This window comes from Frankia nepalensis, from assembly GCF_016786325.1.
GTDB classification, from domain to species: Bacteria; Actinomycetota; Actinomycetes; order Frankiales; family Frankiaceae; genus Pseudofrankia; species Pseudofrankia nepalensis.
Genome location: NZ_JADWYU010000250.1, coordinates 18,533 through 36,838 on the forward strand (window position 1 = coordinate 18,533; position 18,306 = coordinate 36,838).

At 75.4% G+C, this 18,306-nt stretch carries 12 protein-coding genes; 6 read left to right on the forward strand and 6 right to left on the reverse strand.

Annotation, left to right across the window (positions count from 1 at the left end):
* Positions 1-5: 5 nt before the first annotated feature.
* Complete coding sequence (locus I6A81_RS39020) at positions 6-590, reverse strand: MarR family winged helix-turn-helix transcriptional regulator (protein ID WP_203004579.1); 585 nt, start codon at positions 588-590, stop codon at positions 6-8.
* 629 nt (positions 591-1,219) lie between these two features.
* On the opposite strand from I6A81_RS39020, the gene I6A81_RS39025 reads away from it, so the two are divergent.
* Entirely contained in the window at positions 1,220-2,107 is an 888-nt protein-coding gene (locus I6A81_RS39025) for an undecaprenyl-diphosphate phosphatase (RefSeq protein ID WP_203004580.1), read from the forward strand.
* A 42-nt stretch (positions 2,108-2,149) separates the two neighbouring features.
* On the opposite strand, the gene I6A81_RS39030 is transcribed toward I6A81_RS39025, so the two are convergent.
* From I6A81_RS39030 to I6A81_RS39040, 3 genes are all read right to left on the reverse strand, one after another.
* Positions 2,150-4,036 (reverse strand): IclR family transcriptional regulator domain-containing protein, encoded by a 1,887-nt coding sequence (locus tag I6A81_RS39030; RefSeq protein WP_203004581.1) that lies wholly within the window; start codon positions 4,034-4,036, stop codon positions 2,150-2,152.
* Positions 4,037-4,169: 133 nt separating this feature from the next.
* Positions 4,170-6,614, reverse strand: a complete 2,445-nt coding sequence (locus I6A81_RS39035) for a WD40 repeat domain-containing serine/threonine protein kinase (RefSeq protein WP_203004582.1) — start codon at positions 6,612-6,614, stop codon at positions 4,170-4,172.
* A gap of 426 nt (positions 6,615-7,040) precedes the next feature.
* Complete coding sequence (locus I6A81_RS39040) at positions 7,041-8,090, reverse strand: serine/threonine-protein kinase (protein WP_307875205.1); 1,050 nt, start codon at positions 8,088-8,090, stop codon at positions 7,041-7,043.
* A 204-nt stretch (positions 8,091-8,294) separates the two neighbouring features.
* On the opposite strand from I6A81_RS39040, the gene I6A81_RS39045 reads away from it, so the two are divergent.
* A complete protein-coding gene (locus tag I6A81_RS39045; RefSeq protein ID WP_203004583.1) occupies positions 8,295-9,128 on the forward strand; it encodes a TIGR02452 family protein in 834 nt (277 codons plus the stop codon).
* 119 nt (positions 9,129-9,247) lie between these two features.
* Positions 9,248-10,024 (forward strand): pirin family protein, encoded by a 777-nt coding sequence (locus I6A81_RS39050; RefSeq protein WP_203004584.1) that lies wholly within the window; start codon positions 9,248-9,250, stop codon positions 10,022-10,024.
* A gap of 136 nt (positions 10,025-10,160) precedes the next feature.
* Here the strand turns inward: I6A81_RS39050 and I6A81_RS39055 are convergent, their stop codons facing one another.
* Positions 10,161-11,744: a DHA2 family efflux MFS transporter permease subunit gene (locus tag I6A81_RS39055; protein ID WP_203007841.1), complete on the reverse strand. Its 1,584-nt coding sequence runs from the start codon at positions 11,742-11,744 to the stop codon at positions 10,161-10,163.
* 449 nt (positions 11,745-12,193) lie between these two features.
* On the opposite strand from I6A81_RS39055, the gene I6A81_RS39060 reads away from it, so the two are divergent.
* Positions 12,194-12,910, forward strand: coding sequence for a TetR/AcrR family transcriptional regulator (locus I6A81_RS39060; RefSeq protein WP_203007842.1), 717 nt, complete (start codon positions 12,194-12,196; stop codon positions 12,908-12,910).
* A 57-nt stretch (positions 12,911-12,967) separates the two neighbouring features.
* Here I6A81_RS39060 and I6A81_RS39065 read toward each other — a convergent pair whose 3' ends face one another.
* Complete coding sequence (locus I6A81_RS39065) at positions 12,968-13,963, reverse strand: helix-turn-helix transcriptional regulator (RefSeq protein WP_203030152.1); 996 nt, start codon at positions 13,961-13,963, stop codon at positions 12,968-12,970.
* 388 nt (positions 13,964-14,351) lie between these two features.
* On the opposite strand from I6A81_RS39065, the gene I6A81_RS39070 reads away from it, so the two are divergent.
* The gene (locus I6A81_RS39070; RefSeq protein ID WP_203010467.1) at positions 14,352-16,754 is read left to right on the forward strand and encodes a serine/threonine-protein kinase; all 2,403 of its coding nucleotides are present in this window, start codon (positions 14,352-14,354) and stop codon (positions 16,752-16,754) included.
* Positions 16,755-17,165: 411 nt separating this feature from the next.
* The coding region (locus I6A81_RS39075) for a serine/threonine-protein kinase (protein ID WP_203010468.1) at positions 17,166-18,306 on the forward strand (1,141 nt) is incomplete at its 3' end.

The following is an 18,306-nucleotide window of genomic DNA, read 5'->3' on the forward strand; positions in this document are numbered from 1 at the left end:
AGCCGTCAGCGGCGCTCGCCGGGCGACGGCTCGGTGGGCGGGGTGAGGCCGGCGATGAGGCGGCGCAGCGCGGGCAGGGCGGAGCGGATCCGGCCCTGGTCGACGTCGGTGAGCCGGGCGAGCGCCTCGACGACCGCGCCCTGCAGCTCCCGCTCGACGCTCTCGACCTCCTCGCGGGTCCCGTCGGACAGGTAGAGCCTGGCGATCCGGCGGTCCCGTGGATCGCCGAGCCGCTCCACGAGCCCGGCGTCGACCAGGTCGGTGAGCAGCGTGCTCAGGTTGTGCGGGCGCATCGACAGCGCCTCGGCGGCGGCGCGCACCGAGATCCCCGGCCGCTGGGCGAGCAGCCGCAGCAGCTGGATGTGGCGCGGGCGCAGCTTCTCGAACGCGGCCGGGAGGGCTGTGGGCTTCTCGGCGCCGACCGTGGCCCACAGCAGCCGGGCGGCCTCGACGACCTCCTGGGCGAGCTGCCCGGCCACGCCGTCGCGGGCCGCCATGGGGAGGTCGTGCGCGAGCCGCGGCCGGGCGCCGACGCCGGCGTGGGTCCGGCTTGGGCGTGCCGAGGACGGGGAGGGGGAGAAGGAGGTCATGTCGCGCGTGTGCCCTCCGTCCCGGCGGACCCGGTGAGACGAGGCAGCGGAAGGACGGGGCCGGCGGGCAGTGCTCGGGTCGTCCCCGTCGGGAACGACGGCCGGAACGGGAGACTCCATGGCGAGGGTGCGCGACGGGCCGACGAGGCCGCCGGCCGGGTCGCCCACCCGCGCCCGCGGCGCGGGGAGCCCGTCGGGCTGGCCGATAGTGTCGGGCTGGCCACGGCGGCGAGAGGGATGATGGGTCGCTCGCCCGGAAGACATTCCCTGTGGTGTCCGCACATCACAAAGCCTCTTCTATCGGAGTTTCCCCGCCGTTCGGCCGAAGTTTCCTGAACGTACCGTGTCCAGGAGTGCTCGACAGGACATCGCGACTGTCTGTGAGGAGACCGACTCCTACCCGAGAGTAGCTCTGTGGCGAGACCTGTTCAGTGGCGGGTGGCATCGCCGGTGCGACCGCGGCCCGGGCTGCCTGAGGGGCGTCGCCGGGCGTGGGCTAACGTCAAGCCCGTGACCAGGTACGGAACTATGCCGGGCGACCGGCTCGGCCGGCCCCGAGGCCGCCGAGCCCATGATGACGTCGCCGCTCGCCGCCGTGAGGCATGCCGCGCCCATGAGGCTGTCGCCTCGTGAACTGGCTGCAAGGCGGGGTTCTTGGCCTGATCCAGGGGCTTACCGAGTTTCTCCCGGTTTCCTCCAGCGCGCACCTGCGGATCGTGCCGGCGTTCCTCGGCTGGGACGACCCGGGCGCCGCGTTCACGGCCGTCAGTCAGATCGGCACCGAGACCGCCGTCCTCCTGTACTTCCGCAAGGACATCGCGAAGATCGTCTCAAGCTGGACCCGGTCGCTGACGAATCCGAAGTTCCGGGGCACCCAGGAGACCCGGATGGGCTGGCTGATCATTCTCGGCTCCATCCCGATCTCCGTCCTCGGTGTCACCCTGAAGGACAGCATCGAGGGCCCGTTCCGCGACCTGCGCCTGATCGCGATGACGCTGATCGTCCTCGGTCTCGTCCTTGGCATCGCCGACTGGTACGCGTCGCAGGCCGGCAAGCGAGGGAAACACGCCTTCCCGCGCCGGCGCAAGACGGTCGAGGACCTCAACGTCCGCGACGGCCTGATCTACGGCCTCGCCCAGTCGATGGCGCTGATCCCCGGAGTGTCCCGCTCGGGCGCGACCGTCAGCGGCGGCCTGTTCCTCGGGTACACCCGGGAGGCGGCCGCCCGCTACTCGTTCCTGCTCGCGATCCCGGCCGTGCTCCTGTCCGGGCTGTTCCAGCTGGTGTCGGTCGCCGACGGCTCCGGCGGCGAGATCGCCTGGGGGCCGACGATCCTCGCGACCGTGATCGCGTTCGTCGTCGGCTACTCGGCGATCGCCTGGTTCCTGCGCTACATCACGACGAAGAGCTTCGCCCCGTTCGTGATTTACCGGGTCGCGCTCGGGCTGTTGCTGCTCGCGCTGATCGCCAGCGGCCACCTCGACGCCGAGGCCGGCGCCGAGGCCGCGTCCGGCTAACCGGAGCGCGAGGTCCTCGCCGCGGCCGGGCCCGGCCGGTCGTCAGACCGTCGGCGCCCGGCGGTAGGCGGTGGCGATCCGCAGGTCGGCCTCGATGGCGTCCGCGGCGGCGCGTAGCGGTGGGAGCAGCCGGGCGACGGCGGCCTCGGCCGGCACCCGGCCGGCGGGCATCGAGACGTTGGCGGCCGCGACCACCCGGCCGGCGCGGTCGCGCACCGGTACGGCCAGCGACTGCAGCCCGTCCTCCAACTCGCCGGTGACCAGCGCGTAGCCGTCGCGCGCGATGCCGGCGATCAGAGCGCGCAGCCGCGCCGGGTCGGTGATGGTCCGCGATGTCGGACCGGTCGCCGGGAGGCGGGAGAGCCGGTCGTCCAGCTCGGTGGGCGCCAGCCCGGCCAGCAGTACCCGGCCTATGGCCGTCGGGTACGCCGGGAATCGGGTACCGACCGTGATCGCCACATTCATGATCCTCGACGCCTGGATCCGGGCGACATAGCGGATCTCGTCGCCCGCCAGCACGGCCAGTGACGCCGACTCGTGTACCGCCGCGACCAGCTCGGTCAGGTGCGGCTCGGCGAGCGCGGCGAGCGGCAGACTGGTCACCGCCGCGTATCCGAGCTCCAGCACCCGGGGCAGCAGCCGGAAGCGGCGTCCGTCGGTGGCGACGTAGCCGAGGTGATCGAAGGTGAGCAGCGAGCGGCGCACCGTCGCGCGGGGCAGGCCGGTCGTGCGCGCGAGGTCCGCGAGCGTCGGCGCCCGCGCGGCCGCGCCGAACGCGTCCAGCACCGCCAGCCCCCGGGCCATCGACTGCAGATAACCGGAGCCGAGCTCGGCCTTGGTCTCGCGCAGCAGCTCGGCGGTCTCGCGCGGCAGCTCGGCGGTCTCCCGCGCCGGTTCGGTGCCGGCGGCCGGGACGGCGGCGTCGGTGGCCAGGGCCCGCTCGGCCTCGGCCGCGGCGCGCCGCAGCCGCGGCAGGACCGCGGCGGCGAGCGACTCCGCCGTGTGCCGGCTGGTGTGGCTCACGACGCTCAGGGCGGCGATCGTCTGGCCCTCGGCCGGGGAGCCCGGACGCCGGTCGCGGATCGGCGCCGCGACGGCGACCAGACCGGTCTCGACCAGCTGGTCGTCGATCGAGTGGCCATCGGCGGCGGCCGCGGCGGCGCGGCCGGCGAAGCCGGTGACCGCGCCGGCGTCCGGGCCCGCCAGCGTGTCCTGGACGTCGCCCGGGGCCGCGATCGGGGTGCCGGCGGGATGCGAGGCGGGCGACCACAGCACCGGGAATCCGGTGTAGCCGGGGTCGGCGGCCACGCGCGCGCGCCAGGCGGACCACTGGGTCGCCGACCAGCCGGCGGCGAACAGGGCCCCGGGGGCGCACCGCTCCGCGGGCAGCAGGTCGCCCACCCGGAACACCGGCGCCATCGCTCGGCGCCGGGTCACCTGGAGGGCGAAGCGGACACCGTCGCCGTCGGGCACCGCGACCGACACCGACTCGTCGAACGTGTCCGCGAGCCGCGCGGCCAGGGCGGTGAGCGCGTCCGGGATCCGGCAGGAGGCGAGGTAGGCGTTGCCCAGCACCGCGAGCCGGGGAGCGAGCGTGACCGTCCGGCCGTCCTGGCGGACGAGGCCGTCGGCCGCGAGCGTCGCGACCACCCGGTCGACGGTGGCGCGGGCGAGCCCGGTGGCGCGGGCGACGTCCGCGAGCGGGGTCGGCCGGGGGCCGACCGCCGGGCCGGAGTCCGCGCGGGCCGCCAGCCAGCGCAGCACCGCCAGGCCTCGCTCGAGCGGACCCACGACGTCCCCCCGGTCGCCGGAGGCCGGATCGCCCCGGTCCTCCGGAAGACCGGCGGGCTCGACCGCTGACCCGGCCGGCCGGCCGGCGTCGGCGGGAAGACGGGGCGCGGCCGGATGAGTCGGAGTCGTGGCTGCCATGGCTACCCCGATGTTGACACCCCGAACAAGAAGACCGGAACTCGGGGTCAATAGTGAATGAAATTCACTATACGAACAGGAGGGGCGAGCCCGCTTGCCGCCGGTCAGGACTCCAGAGAGGCAGCGGTCTGGGTCAGCGCAGCCTCCAGAGGGTGATCTCGCTGTCGGAGCCGCCGGAGGCGAGGGTGCGGCCGTCCGGGGAGATCGCCACGGCGTAGACGAAGAGCCGGCTTTCCAACGGCTCGGCGAGTGGCTTCGGGGCGGCCTTGTCGGTGACGTCGAGGAGGCGGACGAGGTTGTGGCCGGCGCTTCCACTGGCGAGGACGGTGCCGTCCGGGGAAAACGCGACAGCGTAGACGTTGTCGTCGTGGTCGACGGGCTGGCCGAGGGGAGTGACGTTCTGGAGGTCGGTCAGGTCCCAGCGCATGACCTCCCCGCCAAGGCCGCTGCTGGCCAGGGTGCGGCCGTCGGTGGAGATCGCCAGGCTGGTGACGTCGACGGCCGCGGCCGACAGGGGCACGCCGAGCTCGGCGGGGTCGGCCGGGTTGGTGACGTCCCAGACGTGCAGGCTGCCGCTCTCGTCGCCGCCGACGAGCGCGCGGCCGTCCGGGGTGAACCGGAGCTCCTGGACCGACGAGGGTATCCCGCCGACCGTGGCCTCGATCGGTTCGCCGACCTGCCGGGGGTCGTTCGGGTCGGTGACGTCGTAGAGCCGCAGGGAGGCGAACAGGTCCTGCGCGGCGACGGCGAGCAGGTGACCGTCGGGGGAGAGCGCCACGCTGTTGACCACGGTGGGCAGCCCTTCGTCGTCGCCCGCCGGAGGGGTCGCGCCGAGGCGCCTGGGCCTGGCCGGGTCGCTGACGTCCCAGAGGCGGGCGGTCATGTCGTCGCTGCCGGTGGCCAGCAGGCGGCCGTCGCCGGAGTACGACAGGGTCCCCACCTCGTCGGCGTGGCCGAGCAGCGGCAGGTCGTAGCCCTTGGGACTGGCCCGGTCGGAGACGTCCCAGAGCCGGACGGAGCGGTCCGCCGACGCGGTCGCGAGGGTGCGTCCGTCGGGGGAGAACGCGATCGCCCGCACGTAGCCCGTGTGGCCGGTGAGCGGCTCGCCGAGCCGCGTCGCCGGCGTGCGGGCCAGCGCCTGGGCGCTGGTGGCGTCGGTCGGAGCGGTCGCCCCGGCCGACGCCGACGGGCCCGCGCCGGACCCGTCGGTGGTGCCGGCCCCTGCCTCGGCCGTCGCCTCGCCCGGCCGCGCTGTCCCGGAGGGGGTTGCGTCCGGGCGGAGGCTGAGGACGACCACGGGAACCGCCACCAGCGCGACGACCACGGCGATGAGGGCGACCAGGGCCCTGGGGCCGGGGAACGACCGCCGGGCGGAGGGCGGCGGCGCGGGCGGGCCGGCGGGCGGCCACGAGCCAGGCTGGCCCGTGGCGCCGGGCTCGGCGGGGTGCGGCCCCGCGCGCCGAGGGCCGGGAGCGAGGCCTCCCGGGGCGAGGCGGGCGTCGGCGGGCGGGGCCTCGGTCGGCGTGTGCGTCGGCGGGTCGAGCGGGCTGGTCCGGCGTGCCGGGTTCGGCGTCGCCGGGATCGGCGCGGCGAAGGGGCGTGGAGCCGCGTCGGCCCACTGCGTGAACTGCTCCGTCATCGCCGGGTCGTCGGTGCCGCGCGGGTCGGCGGCCGGGACCCCCGGCGCCGGGGGCCGCCCGGCCGCGGTGTGGAGGTGGTGCAGCCGCAGGAGCAGCTCCTGGGCGGTGGGGCGCTCGGCGGGGTTCTTCGACAGCGCCTGGGCGATGATCGGGAACAGCGGGGCGGGGACGCCGCGCGCGTCGGGCTGCTCGTCCACGACGCGCCGCAGCACGGCCGGCGTCGGGCCCTCGCCGAACGGGGAACGGCCGGTGGCGGCGAACAGCAGGACGGCACCCCAGGCGTGCACGTCGGCGGCCGTCGTGGCCTCGTCACCCATGGCCTGCTCGGGGGCCATGTACGCCGGGGTGCCGATGCTGCCCTGGGTGAGCCCGGTGGTCGCGTCGTAGGCATGCGCGATGCCGAAGTCGATGACGCGGGCGCCGGACGAGGACAGCAGGATGTTGGCGGGCTTGAGGTCGCGGTGGACGACGCCGGCGGCGTGGATGGCGGTCAGCGCGGAGGCCACCGCGACGGCGAGCCGTTCCAGCTCGGCCTCGGGCAGGGGTCCCCGGTCGCGGACGGCGGCCGCGAGCGTCGGCCCGTCGACGTACTCGGTGACGAGGTACGGCCGGCCGGTGGTGTTGACGTCGAGGACCTCGGCCGTGCAGAAGCGCGCGACCCGTTGCGCGGCCCGCGCCTCCCGCAGGAATCGTTCCCGGAACTCCGGGACCCGGGCCAGGTCCGCCCGCACGACCTTCACGGCGACGAGGTCCTTCACCGCGACGAGGTCCGCGGCGCCCGCGTCATCCGACCCGGCGTCGGCACCCGTACCGTCGGCGCGGCGGGCCAGATACACGCTGCCCATGCCGCCGTCGCCGAGCCGGCCGAGCAGGGTATACGGGCCCAGAACGCGCGGATCGTCTTCGTCCAGCGGCGCCGCGCGAGGAGCACCGGCCATGCAGTCCCCCGATGAGAAAGACCAGGCGCGGACCCTCCCCAGGCGGGCCCGCACATGGGCCCTCCGCGGGTGAAATTCTAGGGTCATCGCATTCGAGATGCCCGTTTTTCCGTCGCGGCCGGGAAGCGCGCGAGGACCGGCGAGACGGAATCGTGGTCGCGTTCTTCACCGTCGACCGTCCCGCGCCGGTGGCCCGGATGTTGGTGATGGGTGAATGTGAGTATCCGGGGCGCCGGGATTTCCGGATGGCTTCTCGCCGTCCGAGAAACGCCTCTCACCGACCGAACGGCGCCGGGCGTTCGACGTGCTCGGTGAGCCTCGGGGTATTCGGTGACCAGGGAGGGCCGTGCGCCGCGCCTGTCTCGCGTGGCCTCCCGCACGGGGATGACCCCCCGTCGCGGGCCGCGGCGCGGCGGGTCTGGCTGGTCAGTGCGGTGGCCGCCGGAAGAGCCGCGGCCGGGGGCGGGTGGGCGGCTGGTCCGTCACGGGCGGGCCGGCGGCGCGGGTGCCAGCCCGGTGCCCCGTGTCGGCGGCCGTCGGTGGCGGGAACGAGGGCCGCGTCAGGGGAGGGCTCGCCGGCGGGGGCGGGGTGAGGGTGGCGAACCCCCGGGGGAGCAGGCGGGTGTCGTCCGCCGACGGGCCGGTGGCGTCGGTCAGCCACAGGAGCAGTTCGCGGGCGGTGGGGCGGCTGGCCGGGTTCTTGGCCAGGGCGCGGGCGACCATGGGGCGCAGCTGGGCGGGCAGGCCGGTCACGTCGGGAGTGTCCTGCAGGATGCGGCGCAGCAACTCGTCGAGCTGGGGATCGCCGAACGGGAGCCGGCCCGTGGCGGCGAAGATCATGATGCCGCCCCAGGCGTGGATGTCGGAGGCGGCCGAGGCCGGCTGGTCGATCGCCTGCTCGGGCGCCATGAAGACCGGTGTGCCCAGCCGGCCCCACGTGATCGCGGTGGCGTCGGCGTCGTCCACGGGCCGGCAGACTCCGAAGTCGATGACACGGGCCCCGGACGGCGACAGCAAGATGTTGCCGGGCTTCAGGTCGCGGTGCACCACCCCGGCGGCGTGGATCGCCGTCAGCGCTGAGGCGACGGCGACCGCGAACCGTTCCAGCTCCGCCGGGGGCAGCGGCCCCCGCTCGGTGACGGCGACGGTCAGTGTCGGCCCGTCGATGAACTCGGTGACCAGGTAGGGCCGCGGGCCGGAGACCTCGACGTCGAGCACCTCGGCGGTACAGAACCGGGCGACCCGCTGGGCCGCCATCGCCTCCCGCCGGAACCGCTCCCGGAACGCCGGCATCCGGGCCAGGTCGGCGTCTATCATCTTGATCGCGACGAGGGGGCCGCCGTTCGCGGGCCGGGCCAGGTAGACGGTACCCATCCCGCCCTTGGCGAGCCGTCCCAGCATCCGGTAGGACCCAACGGTGCGGGGGTCGGCGGGCTCGAGCGGCGCCACGTTCGGTAGCCCCGGCACCGTCGTCACCCCCGACCCGTACGCCTGGCGCCGCGTGACCGCCCACCCCACGCGCGACGCGGACCTTCCGGCCCGGAGGCTACCCCGTGCGTTGCCCATGCCAACCACCGGAGTCAGCCAGCTGACTCCCGTCCCAGAGCCCTGGCCCGCGACCGGTCACGCAGACTATGGGCGGGTAGTGCTGTCCGTGACGGAAACGAGGATGTTGAGGCGATGAGGGAGCGGCTTCGGGTGATCGGGGCGGAGACGGTGGCGATCGTCGAGGCCGGCTGGTACACGGCGCCCGACGGGCGACGGATCGAGATCGCCGAGCAGGTGCGCCAGGCGGTGGCCGGGACCGTGCTGTACGGCCCGGAGCCGGTGGAGATCGTCCCGCCGCCTCCCGAGCCGGTGGCCGGCCGGATCGAGGTCACCGGGGAGAGCAGCTTCGACGCCGCCCGCCGGCTGCTGGCCGCCGGGTCAGGCCCGGTCGCGGTGCTGAACTTCGCCTCGGCCCTCTGGCCGGGCGGCGGCTTCCTCGACGGTGCCCGGGCGCAGGAGGAGTCCCTGTGCCGCGCGTCCGCGCTGTACGCGTGCCTGGTCGGCTTCGACGACTACTACCGGCCGCACCTCGAGCGCGGCGACGACCTCTACACCGATCGGGTCCTGCATTCGCCGGGCGTCCCCGTGTTCCGGGACGACGGCTGGAACCTGCTGCCCGAGCCGGTGGCGGTCGGCGTCCTCACCGCGGCGGCGCCCAACCTGCGGTCCATCCCCCGCGACGAGCCGCACCTGCTGCCTCTCGTGCCCCAGGTGTTCCGTGACCGCGGCCGGCAGGTGCTCGCCGTCGCCGCCCGGCACGGCTACCGCCGCCTCGTCCTCGGTGCCTGGGGCTGCGGCGCGTTTCGCAACGACCCCGCCGTCGTCGCCGACGCCTTCGCCGGGCTCCTGGCGCCCGGCGGCCCGTTCGCGCGCCACTTCGACGAGGTCGTCTTCGCCGTCCTCACCCAGTATCCCTCCGAGTCCCTGACCGCCCGCGTCTTCGCCAGGGCCCTCGGCGTGGGCTGATCCCCGGCGGGAATGACCGGCGACCCCGGACGCTTGATGGTTGCGTCAGCAACTAGATTGCTGTACCGGCGGACACCGGGGAGAGCCGACAGATACCGGGGAGAGAGAGGACAGCACCCATGGCTGCTGCGACCACGACCCGTGAGGCCAGCGTCGACATCCGGCGGGCGGACGACAGGTTCGCGACCCAGATGCGGTGGCTCGACTCCAAGCACTCCTTCTCGTTCGGCCACCACTACTCGCCGAGCAACACGCACCATGGCCTACTGCTGGTGAACAACGACGACATCGTCGCGCCAGGCACCGGCTTCGACACGCACCCGCACCGGGACATGGAGATCGTGACCTGGGTGCTGGACGGCGCGCTCGTCCACCAGGACTCCACCGGGCACTCGGGCGTGATCTACCCGGGGCTGGCCCAGCGGATGAGCGCCGGGACCGGGATCCTGCATTCGGAGAAGAACGACTCCTGGCGGCTGACCGGCGAGGACGCGCACACCGACCCGGTGCACTTCGTCCAGATGTGGGTCGTGCCGGACGCCGCGGGGGTCACGCCCGGCTACGAGCAGCTGGAGATCGACGGCGAACTGCTCGCCGGCGGGCTGGTGACGGTCGCCTCCGGCATGGAGCGGGACCGGGACGCGGCGGCGATCCACATCAGCAACAGGTATGCCGCGCTGCACGCCGCGCGGCTGGCGCCGGGCGCCGCGGTCACGTTGCCGGACGCGCCCTTCCTGCACCTGTTCGTGCCCAGCGGCGCGGTGACGCTGGAGGGCGAGGGCGCGCTCGGCAAGGGCGACGCCGCCCGCTTCACCGGCATCGGCGGCCACCGGGTGACGGCGGCCGAGGCCAGCGAGATCCTCGTCTGGGAGATGCACGCCACCGTCGGGATGTGACTGGCCCGCCCGCGCGCCCGGCGCGCGGACGGCGCCGGGCCGGCGGCCCCGGGGGCGGGCCGCCCGCGCCCGGGGCGCGCGGGCGCCCCGGGGGGGGGCCCCCCGGCCGCGAGGCCGCCGTTGGAAGTGGGCGCCGTTAGAAGTGGGCGGCGGCCGGGGCCACGGCACCGTCGGCGGCGTGGCGGCCGCCGCGCAGCACGATCCCGCAGATGACGGCGGCGACGGCGAAGATGGCCGCGGCCCAGATGTAGGCGGCCTGGTAGCCGTCGATGGCGGCGAGCGCGAGCACCCGGGCCGGGTCGGCCGCGGAGTGGGGCGCCGACCCGGCCGCGGCCGGGTGGGCGGCCAGATAGCTCGCCGTCGCGGTGGTGGCGATGGTGCTCAGCAACGCGGTGCCGATCGAGCCGCCGACCTGCTGGACGGTGTTGACCAGCGCCGAGGCGATGCCGGCGTCGTGCGAGTCGACGCCATAGGTCGACAGCGTCATCGCCGGGCCGAACACCAGGCCGAGGCCCGCCCCGGTGCACAGCAGCGGCGGCAGCACGTGGCTGGCGTAGCCGGCGTCGAGGCCGAGCCGCGCGAACAGCAGCATCCCCACGGCGGTGACCACCATGCCGGTGACCACGACCCAGCGGGCGCCGAACCGCGGCACCAGCTGGACTGGCGACATCGTCGCGGTGATCATGACGGCCGCGCTCATCGGCAGGAACGCGACGCCGCACATGACCGGCGAGTAGTCGAGCACCTGCTGCAGGTAGTACGTCAGGAACAGGAACACGCCGAACATGCCGATCGCCGACAGTCCGCAGGCCAGGTAGGAGCCGCCGCGGTTGCGGTCCAGCAGGACGCGCATCGGCATCAGCGGGTGCGCGACCCGCCGCTGCAGCAGCACGAAGCCGACCATCACCACGAGCCCGCCGAACAGCAGGGCGAGCGTCACGCCGTCGGCCCAGCCGCGGCTCTCCGCCTGGGCGAAGCCGTAGACGATCGCGACCAGGCCGACGCAGGACGCGAACGTGCCGGGCAGGTCCAGCGGCGCGCGGTGGCCGCGCACGTGCGCGGCGAGCAGCGTGGCTCCGCCGATGCCGGCGACGGCGGCGAAGACCAGGTTGATGTACATGCACCAGCGCCAGCTGAGGTACTCGGTGAGCACACCCCCGAGCAGCAGCCCGATCGCGCCGCCGGCGCCGGCGATCGCGCCGAAGATGCCGAACGCCTTCCCGCGCTCGCGCGGGTCCGTGAACGTCGTGGTCAGCAGTGCCAGCGCCGCGGGTGCCAACAACGCGCCGAACACACCCTGGAGCGCCCGGGCGATGACGAGCATCTCGAAACCGGTCGCGGCCCCTCCGAGCACGGAGGCGGCGGCGAAGCCCAGCACGCCGACCAGGAAGGCCTTCTTGGTGCCGAACAGGTCGCTGAGCCGTCCGGCCAGCAGCAGGAGGCCGCCGAACGCCAGGGTGTAGGACGTGATGATCCACTGCCGGTTGCCGTCGGAGAAGCCGAGCGAGGCCTGCGCGGACGGCAGCGCGATGTTCACGACGGTGCCGTCCAGGATCACCATGAGCTGCGCGATGCCGAGGATGCCCAGGATGGCCCAGCGGCGCGGGTCGGCCGCCTGGTCGGAGCGCGTCGCGGCGTCGGCGGTCGTGGCGGTGGCGGTCGGGGCCACCGGGCCCAGGCCGGGCTGCGCGCCCGACGGGTCGTCGACTGCGGTTGGCATGGCGGTTCTGCTCCCCAGGAGGTCGGTGTCGGACCCTGCGGCGCCATCCGCGCGAAGGGTCCCAGCGCGGGGCCCGGCCACGAGCGCGCGTGGGTGATGCGGCCGGACGGCCGGGCGCCAGCGGCCGGATCGGCGCCGGCCGCGTCGTCAGCCTACCGGGAAGCGGAGGTCATTACTCCGGTTGAGTCGCCTACCTGATGGTGATGCGCGTCCTATGCCGCCATCGCCACCCGTGACGCGGCGGCGTTCCGGGTCGGCGTCTACGATCAGTGCTGGACGCCGGGTCGACCCGGCCCGGTCAATCCGCCGGCCCAGGCCCCGCCGACCGGCCCGCCCGGCCCGGCCCGGGTGCGCCTGACCGGCGCCGCCCCGGACGGCGCCGGCCCGTCCCAGGCCGCGCGGCGGGTCCTCCCGATCGGGCGAGTTCGCCCCCTATGACCTAAGCGGAGATGGACGAGACCACGAACCCCGACGCGGCGGCCGCCGGCGGGGACCCGGACGAGCGGGCCCAGGCGGGCGCCGACCGGCCGCTGCGGCGCGATGCCGAGCGCAACCGCCAGCGCATCCTCGAGGGCGCCGCGGCGGCGTTCGCGGAGCTCGGCCTCGACGTCACCACCGACGAGATCGCGCGGCGCGCGGGCGTCGGCATCGGCACGTTCTACCGGCGCTTCCCAACCAAGGAACTGCTCATCGAGGCGCTGTTCGAGGACCGGGTCGGCAAGCTGGTCGAGCTCGCCGAGGAGTGCCTGCGCGCCGAGGACCCGTGGGCCGGGCTGGTGAGCTTCCTCGACCAGGCGACCGCCCGGCAGGTCGCCGACCGGGGCCTGAAGGAGCTGGTGTTCAGCACCGCGCACGGCCGCGCCCGGATCGCGGCGGACCGCGACCGGATCGGGCCGCTGTTCATGGCCCTGGTCACCCGGGCCCAGGACGCGGGGGCGCTGCGCGCCGACATCGCCGGCACCGACCTGGGGCTCGTCCAGCTGATGCTGATCTCCGTCGCCGACTTCACCCGCGAGGAGGCGCCCCAGGCGTGGCGGCGCTTCCTGACGATCCTGCTGGACGGCCTGCGCACCAGCCGCGACGCCCCCAGCGCGCTCCCGCTGCCCCCGCTCGACCCGGCCCAGATCGCCCGGGCCATGGAGTGCCACCGCCCGCACGGCCGCTGACCCGGGGACGAACCGGGCGGCCCGCCAGCCGGGGCCGTGGCGCGCCGCCGCGCCGGCTCACCCCGTCCGTGGCCCGGCGCCGGTCCCGGGCGCGGCGCGGGAACCGCCGAAGAGGCCGGCGACGGACCGCAGGTAGGTGGTGAGCTCCGGCGGGCCGAGCACCTCGAAGGGAGCGCCGACGCTGGCCAGGACCAGCATCGGCCAGGCGAGGTCGTCGACGGCCATCCGCAGCCGGCACCGGTCGCCGTCTCCCGGGCCGTCGGGAGCCGCGGGGCCTTCCGGTTCGACCGTGCCCCACTGGCCCACCGCCCGCGCCACGTCGGCGACCGGGGCCCGCACGAGGACGTCGACCTGGTGGCGGCCCGAGCGTGGCACCGCGCGGACCGCGGCGCGCACGAACGCGGCCGCGTCGCCGCCGGGCAGCTCGCGCGGCCGGAACCGGGCGCCGGTCGTGAGCGGGCCGGCGATCCGGTCGAGCCGGAAGGTCCGCCAGTCGGCCCGGTCGACATCCCAGCCGACCAGGTACCAGCGCCCGCCGAGCGACACCAGCCGGTCCGGCTCGACGCGACGCCGGGTGACCGCGCCCTCCCGGTCGGTGTAGCCGAACCGGATCTGCTCGCTCGCCCTGGCGGCCAGCGCGATCGCCGTCAGCAGCCCGGCGTCGACGGGCGGCCCGCCGAGCGGCACCGGCACGGTGTAGGCGCCGAGCGCGTCGGCGCGGTGGCGTAGCCGGGGCGGGATCACCTGCGTCACCTTGGCCAGTGCCCGCACGGCCGCCTCCTCGATGCCGGCGACCGACCCGGCGACGGCGCCACGCAGCCCGGCCACGATCGCGACCGCCTCGTCGTCGTCGAGCAGCAGCGGCGGCACCGCCGCGCCCGCCTTCAGCTGGTAGCCGCCGGCCACGCCCCGGCTCGCCTGGACCGGGTAGCCCAGCTCGCGCAGCCGGTCGACGTCGCGCCGCAGCGTCCGTGGGCTCACGCCGAGCCGGTCGGCCAGCTCCATCCCCGCCCAGTACCGGTGAGTCTGCAGCAGGCCCAGCAACCGGAGCATCCGCGCGCTCGGTGACGTCCCCGCCGACCCGGCGGGCCGGCCGCCTGCCCGCTCGGCCTCGGCCTCGGCCTCGTCGAAGGCGTCCCCGACGACCCGACCGGCATCCTCGATCGTCATACCACCAGGATGGCGCCCATTGCGGCCACAGGCCGGCCGCAATACCGCGCGGCTTGCCGCCGGGACGGGCGCCTGCACCGCCAGGTCCGGCGCGATGGCCACCGCGCCCGGTGCCGCCCGTGCGGGATCGGCGTCCCGTGGCCGACGGTCGGACAGCGGACACGAAACGTACACGGTTGCCCGCTTCGGAGGCCGGTAGCTTCCGAGGAAGATCCACCCTCGGGCGCCCGGCGACGGAACGGGCGGGGTCGGGTCCTCGGGTGGTGACGTGATGGTCGGGGTCGCGGGAGCCGCGCCGCTGGACGAGACCGACCCGCGAACGCTGGGCCCCTACCGGCTGCTCGGGCGGCTCGGGGACGGCGGCATGGGCAGCGTCTATCTCGCGCGCCGCGCGGACGCCGCCGGCGCCACGGCGGCGGGAGAGCCGCCGCTGGTCGCGCTCAAGGTGATCCGCCCGGACCTGGCGCGTGTTCCCGAGTTCCGGGGCCGGTTCCAGCTGGAGGCACGGGCGGCGCGCCGGGTCGCCCGGTTCTGCACCGCGGAGGTTCTCGACGCCGACACCGAAGGCCCCCGGCCCTACCTCGTCACCGAGTACATCGACGGCCCCACGCTGTGGGCCGCTGTCCGTGGGCGAGGCCCGCTGCCCGAGCCCGACCTGGAGCGCCTCGCGGTCGCCGTCGCCTCCGCGCTGACGGCGATCCACGCGGCCGGGGTGGTGCACCGCGACCTGAAGCCCGGCAACATCCTGCTGTCGTCGTCCGGGGCCCGCGTCATCGACTTCGGGATCGCCCGGGCACTCGACACCACCACGATGCACACCCACGGCAGCATCGGCACCCCCGGCTTCATGGCTCCCGAGCAGGCCCTCGGACGGCCCGTCACCGCGTCCGCCGACGTTTACGCGTGGGGCGCGGTCATCCTGTTCGCCGCGACCGGCCGCACCCCGTTCGGTGAGGGCCCCACCCCGGCTGTCCTGCGCCGCGTCGTCACCGACACCCCCGACCTAGCGGGGCTGCCCGACGGTCTGGGCCCACTCGTCGCCCGCGCGATGGCCAAGAACCCGGCCGACCGCCCCACCGCGGACGAACTGCTCCTCCTCCTGCACCACATCCACGCCGCTCCCGTGACGGGACCCACCGCCACCGGCTCCGCCGTCACCGCGCGGGGGACGACGGGCCCCGCGGTCACCGCGTCCGCGCGGCGGACCACCGGCCCTGGCGCCACCGGCGCCCGCGTGGCGCCGCCGACCGGACCGTCGGCCGTCGCCGCCGAGCGGGCGGTGACGGGCCCGGGCGCCGCCGGCGCCCGCCGGACGCCACCGGGCGCGCGGCGGCCCGCAGGCGCCGTCGGCCCGGGGACGCGGCCGCCACTGCCCGCGGCCTCCGGCTCCGGCCGGAACCCCGACCGGTCCGACTGGGACACCGACCTGAAATCCCTGCCGCCCATGAGCGACCGGCCCGCCGGGCCGCCGGCCGCGCGGGCGGCCGGGCAGCGCGGCCGCCGCCGGCTGACCATCGTCGTCGCCCTCGCCGTCGCGACCGCCGCGGCGGTTCCCGCGATCGTCCTGGCCGCCGCCGACCGGGACACGACCGCGGCCGCGACCGGGGCGCGGCCGTCCGGGATGCCGCTGACCGGGCCGACCTCGGCCTCCGCGCCCGTGTCGACCGCCGCCGCCGGCTCCACGCCGGCGCCGCCGCCCGGGCCGACGACCGCGGAACTGCTCACCGGGACGGCGCCGCGCCGCGCCGGCGAGATCCGGACCGGCAGCGTGTCCGACGTGGCGCTCTCGGCCGACAGCGGCACCCTGGTGACCGGCCTGTTCAGCGGGGCCATCGAGTTCTGGCATCTGAACGGCTCGACGCCCGAGCCCATCGAGCAACGGGGGGACGGCCTCGTGTCCACGGTGCCGCCCGTGGTGGCGCTTTCGCCCGACGGCGACACCTTCGCCCACGCGGCGGAGGGCGGGAAGGTCCTGCTCTGGGATGTCATCGACCCCGCCGAGCCCGCCACCGCCACTCCGCTCGGCGACGCGCCCCTCGCCAGCACGGTGAACATCCTGGACTTCTCGCCCGATGGGCGCGTCCTCGTGACCAGTCACGGCGACGACGGCGCCATCCGGTTGTGGGACGTCACCCACCCCGCGGCCCCCACGCCCCTGGGCGGGCCCTTCGCCGACTCGGTGTTCGACGTCGCGTTCTCGCCGGACGGCCGCGTCCTGGCCGTCGGTCACGCCGACGGGACCGTGCGCCTGTGGAACATCGCCAAGCCCGCCGCCCCCAGTCCGCTGGGGGATCCGGTCGACGCCGAGGGCGGCGAGCGGGTCGTCTTCTCCGCCGACGGCCGCCTCCTCGCGACGTTCGGCGGCCCGGTCCGGTTCTGGGACGTCAGCGACGCGGCCAACCCGAGGCCCGTCGGCAGGCCCATCTCCGAGGTTCCCAGCAACGGCGGGTTCGACATGGCCCTCTCGCCCGACGGCTCGGTCCTCGCCACCGCGGAGGGCGCCGAGGGCACCGTTCGTCTCTGGGACATCCGGGACCTCGACAGGCCCGTCCGCATCGGGGAGCCGATCACCGGCCACGCCCAGGGCAGCGCCCTGCTGGCGTTCACTCCCGACGGCGCGACCCTCGTCGCCGCCGGCAACCACGACAACCTCCTCGTGTGGCGCCTGCGCTGACCGGCGCGTCGCCCGCGTCGACCGGCGGGCGACGGGCGCGCGTCGCGGGCGAGCCTCGGCGCGCCACCCGTGCCCTCCACGAGACGGCGTCGCCGCCGCGCGCCATCCAACCGCGCGCCATCCACCATGGAGGCCCATCCAAATGCGCTCGTCCCGGAAGACGTTCGCGAAACGGAGGACACCCCTTCACATTCACCACTCACCAAGAATTGGGTAGGAGAGCCACGAGACTGGTGGCCCCGGGCAGGAACCCAAATGCCCTCATCGGCGGGTCGCGCGGTTCTCTGCCGGCCCCGTGTCGGAAAACGGGCGTTTCGATTGAATCGGCCGTATTATGTCGCGCGCGGAGGGCCCAATGGGCGGGCCTACCTGGGGAGGGTCCGCACCGGGTCTTTCGTTTCGGGGGACTGCATGGCCGATGCGCCCGGCGTCTTACCGCTGGACTGGGACGATCCGCCCCATGTGGGGCCGTACACGCTGCTCGGGCGGCTGGGCGACGGCCCCCTGGGCAGTGTCTACCTTGCCCGCCGGGCCGAGGATCCGGATGATCCCGACCATCCGGATGACCGGTACGCGGCGGGCGGCCACCCGGACGCCGACGGCCCGGACAAGCGGGACCTCGTCGCACTCAAGGTCGTCCGCGCCGACCTGGCTCGGATCCCGGAGTTCCGGCGGCGGTTCCTGCGGGAGGCGCGCGCCGCGCTGCGGGTCGCCCGCTTCTGCACCGCCGCCGTGCTCGACGTCGACGTCGCGGGCCCCCGGCCATACCTCGTCACCGAGTACGTCAACGGGCCGACGCTCGCGGCCGAGGTCGACGACTGGGGACCCCTGGCGGCCGTCGAACTGGAACGGCTCGGGACCGCGGCCGCCGCGGCGCTGACCGCGATTCACGCCGCCGGCGTCGTCCATGCCGACCTCAGGCCGAGCAACATCCTGCTGTCGCCGTCCGGCGCCCGAGTGATCGACTTCGGGATCGCCCGCGCCTTGGACGCCGTCACCGCGCCCGCCAGTCTCCGCGCCGACGCCGCCGGCTACCTGTCCCCCGAACGGGCCCTGGGCGACGAGGTGACCGAGGCCGCCGACGTGCACGCCTGGGGCGCGGTCATGGTCTACGCGGCCACCGGCCGCGGTCCCTTCGGCGAGGGCTCGGCGTCCGCCGTGCTGCGCCGCGTCGTCGACGAACAGCCCGACCTGCGCGGCGTTCCCGCGGGCCTGGCCCTCATCGTCGCCCGGGCCATGTCGAAGATCCCCGCCTACCGCCCCACCGCCGAGGAACTGCTCCTCCTGCTGGACCGCGTCCGCGCCGCCGGGCGAACCCCGCCCCCGGCGGCCGGGCCCACCGCCCAGCGCATGCTTCCCGCGCCGGCGAGGGACGAGCCCGGGGGCTGGCCCGACGCCGAGCCGTGGGATACCGGACCGCGGGACGTGGAGTCGTGGGATACCGGGGCGCGGGAGGCCAGAGCGCGGGAGGCCGGGCCGTGGGATACCGGACCGCGGGACGTGGAGTCGTGGGATACCGGGGCGCGGGAGGCCAGAGCGCGGGAGGCCGGGC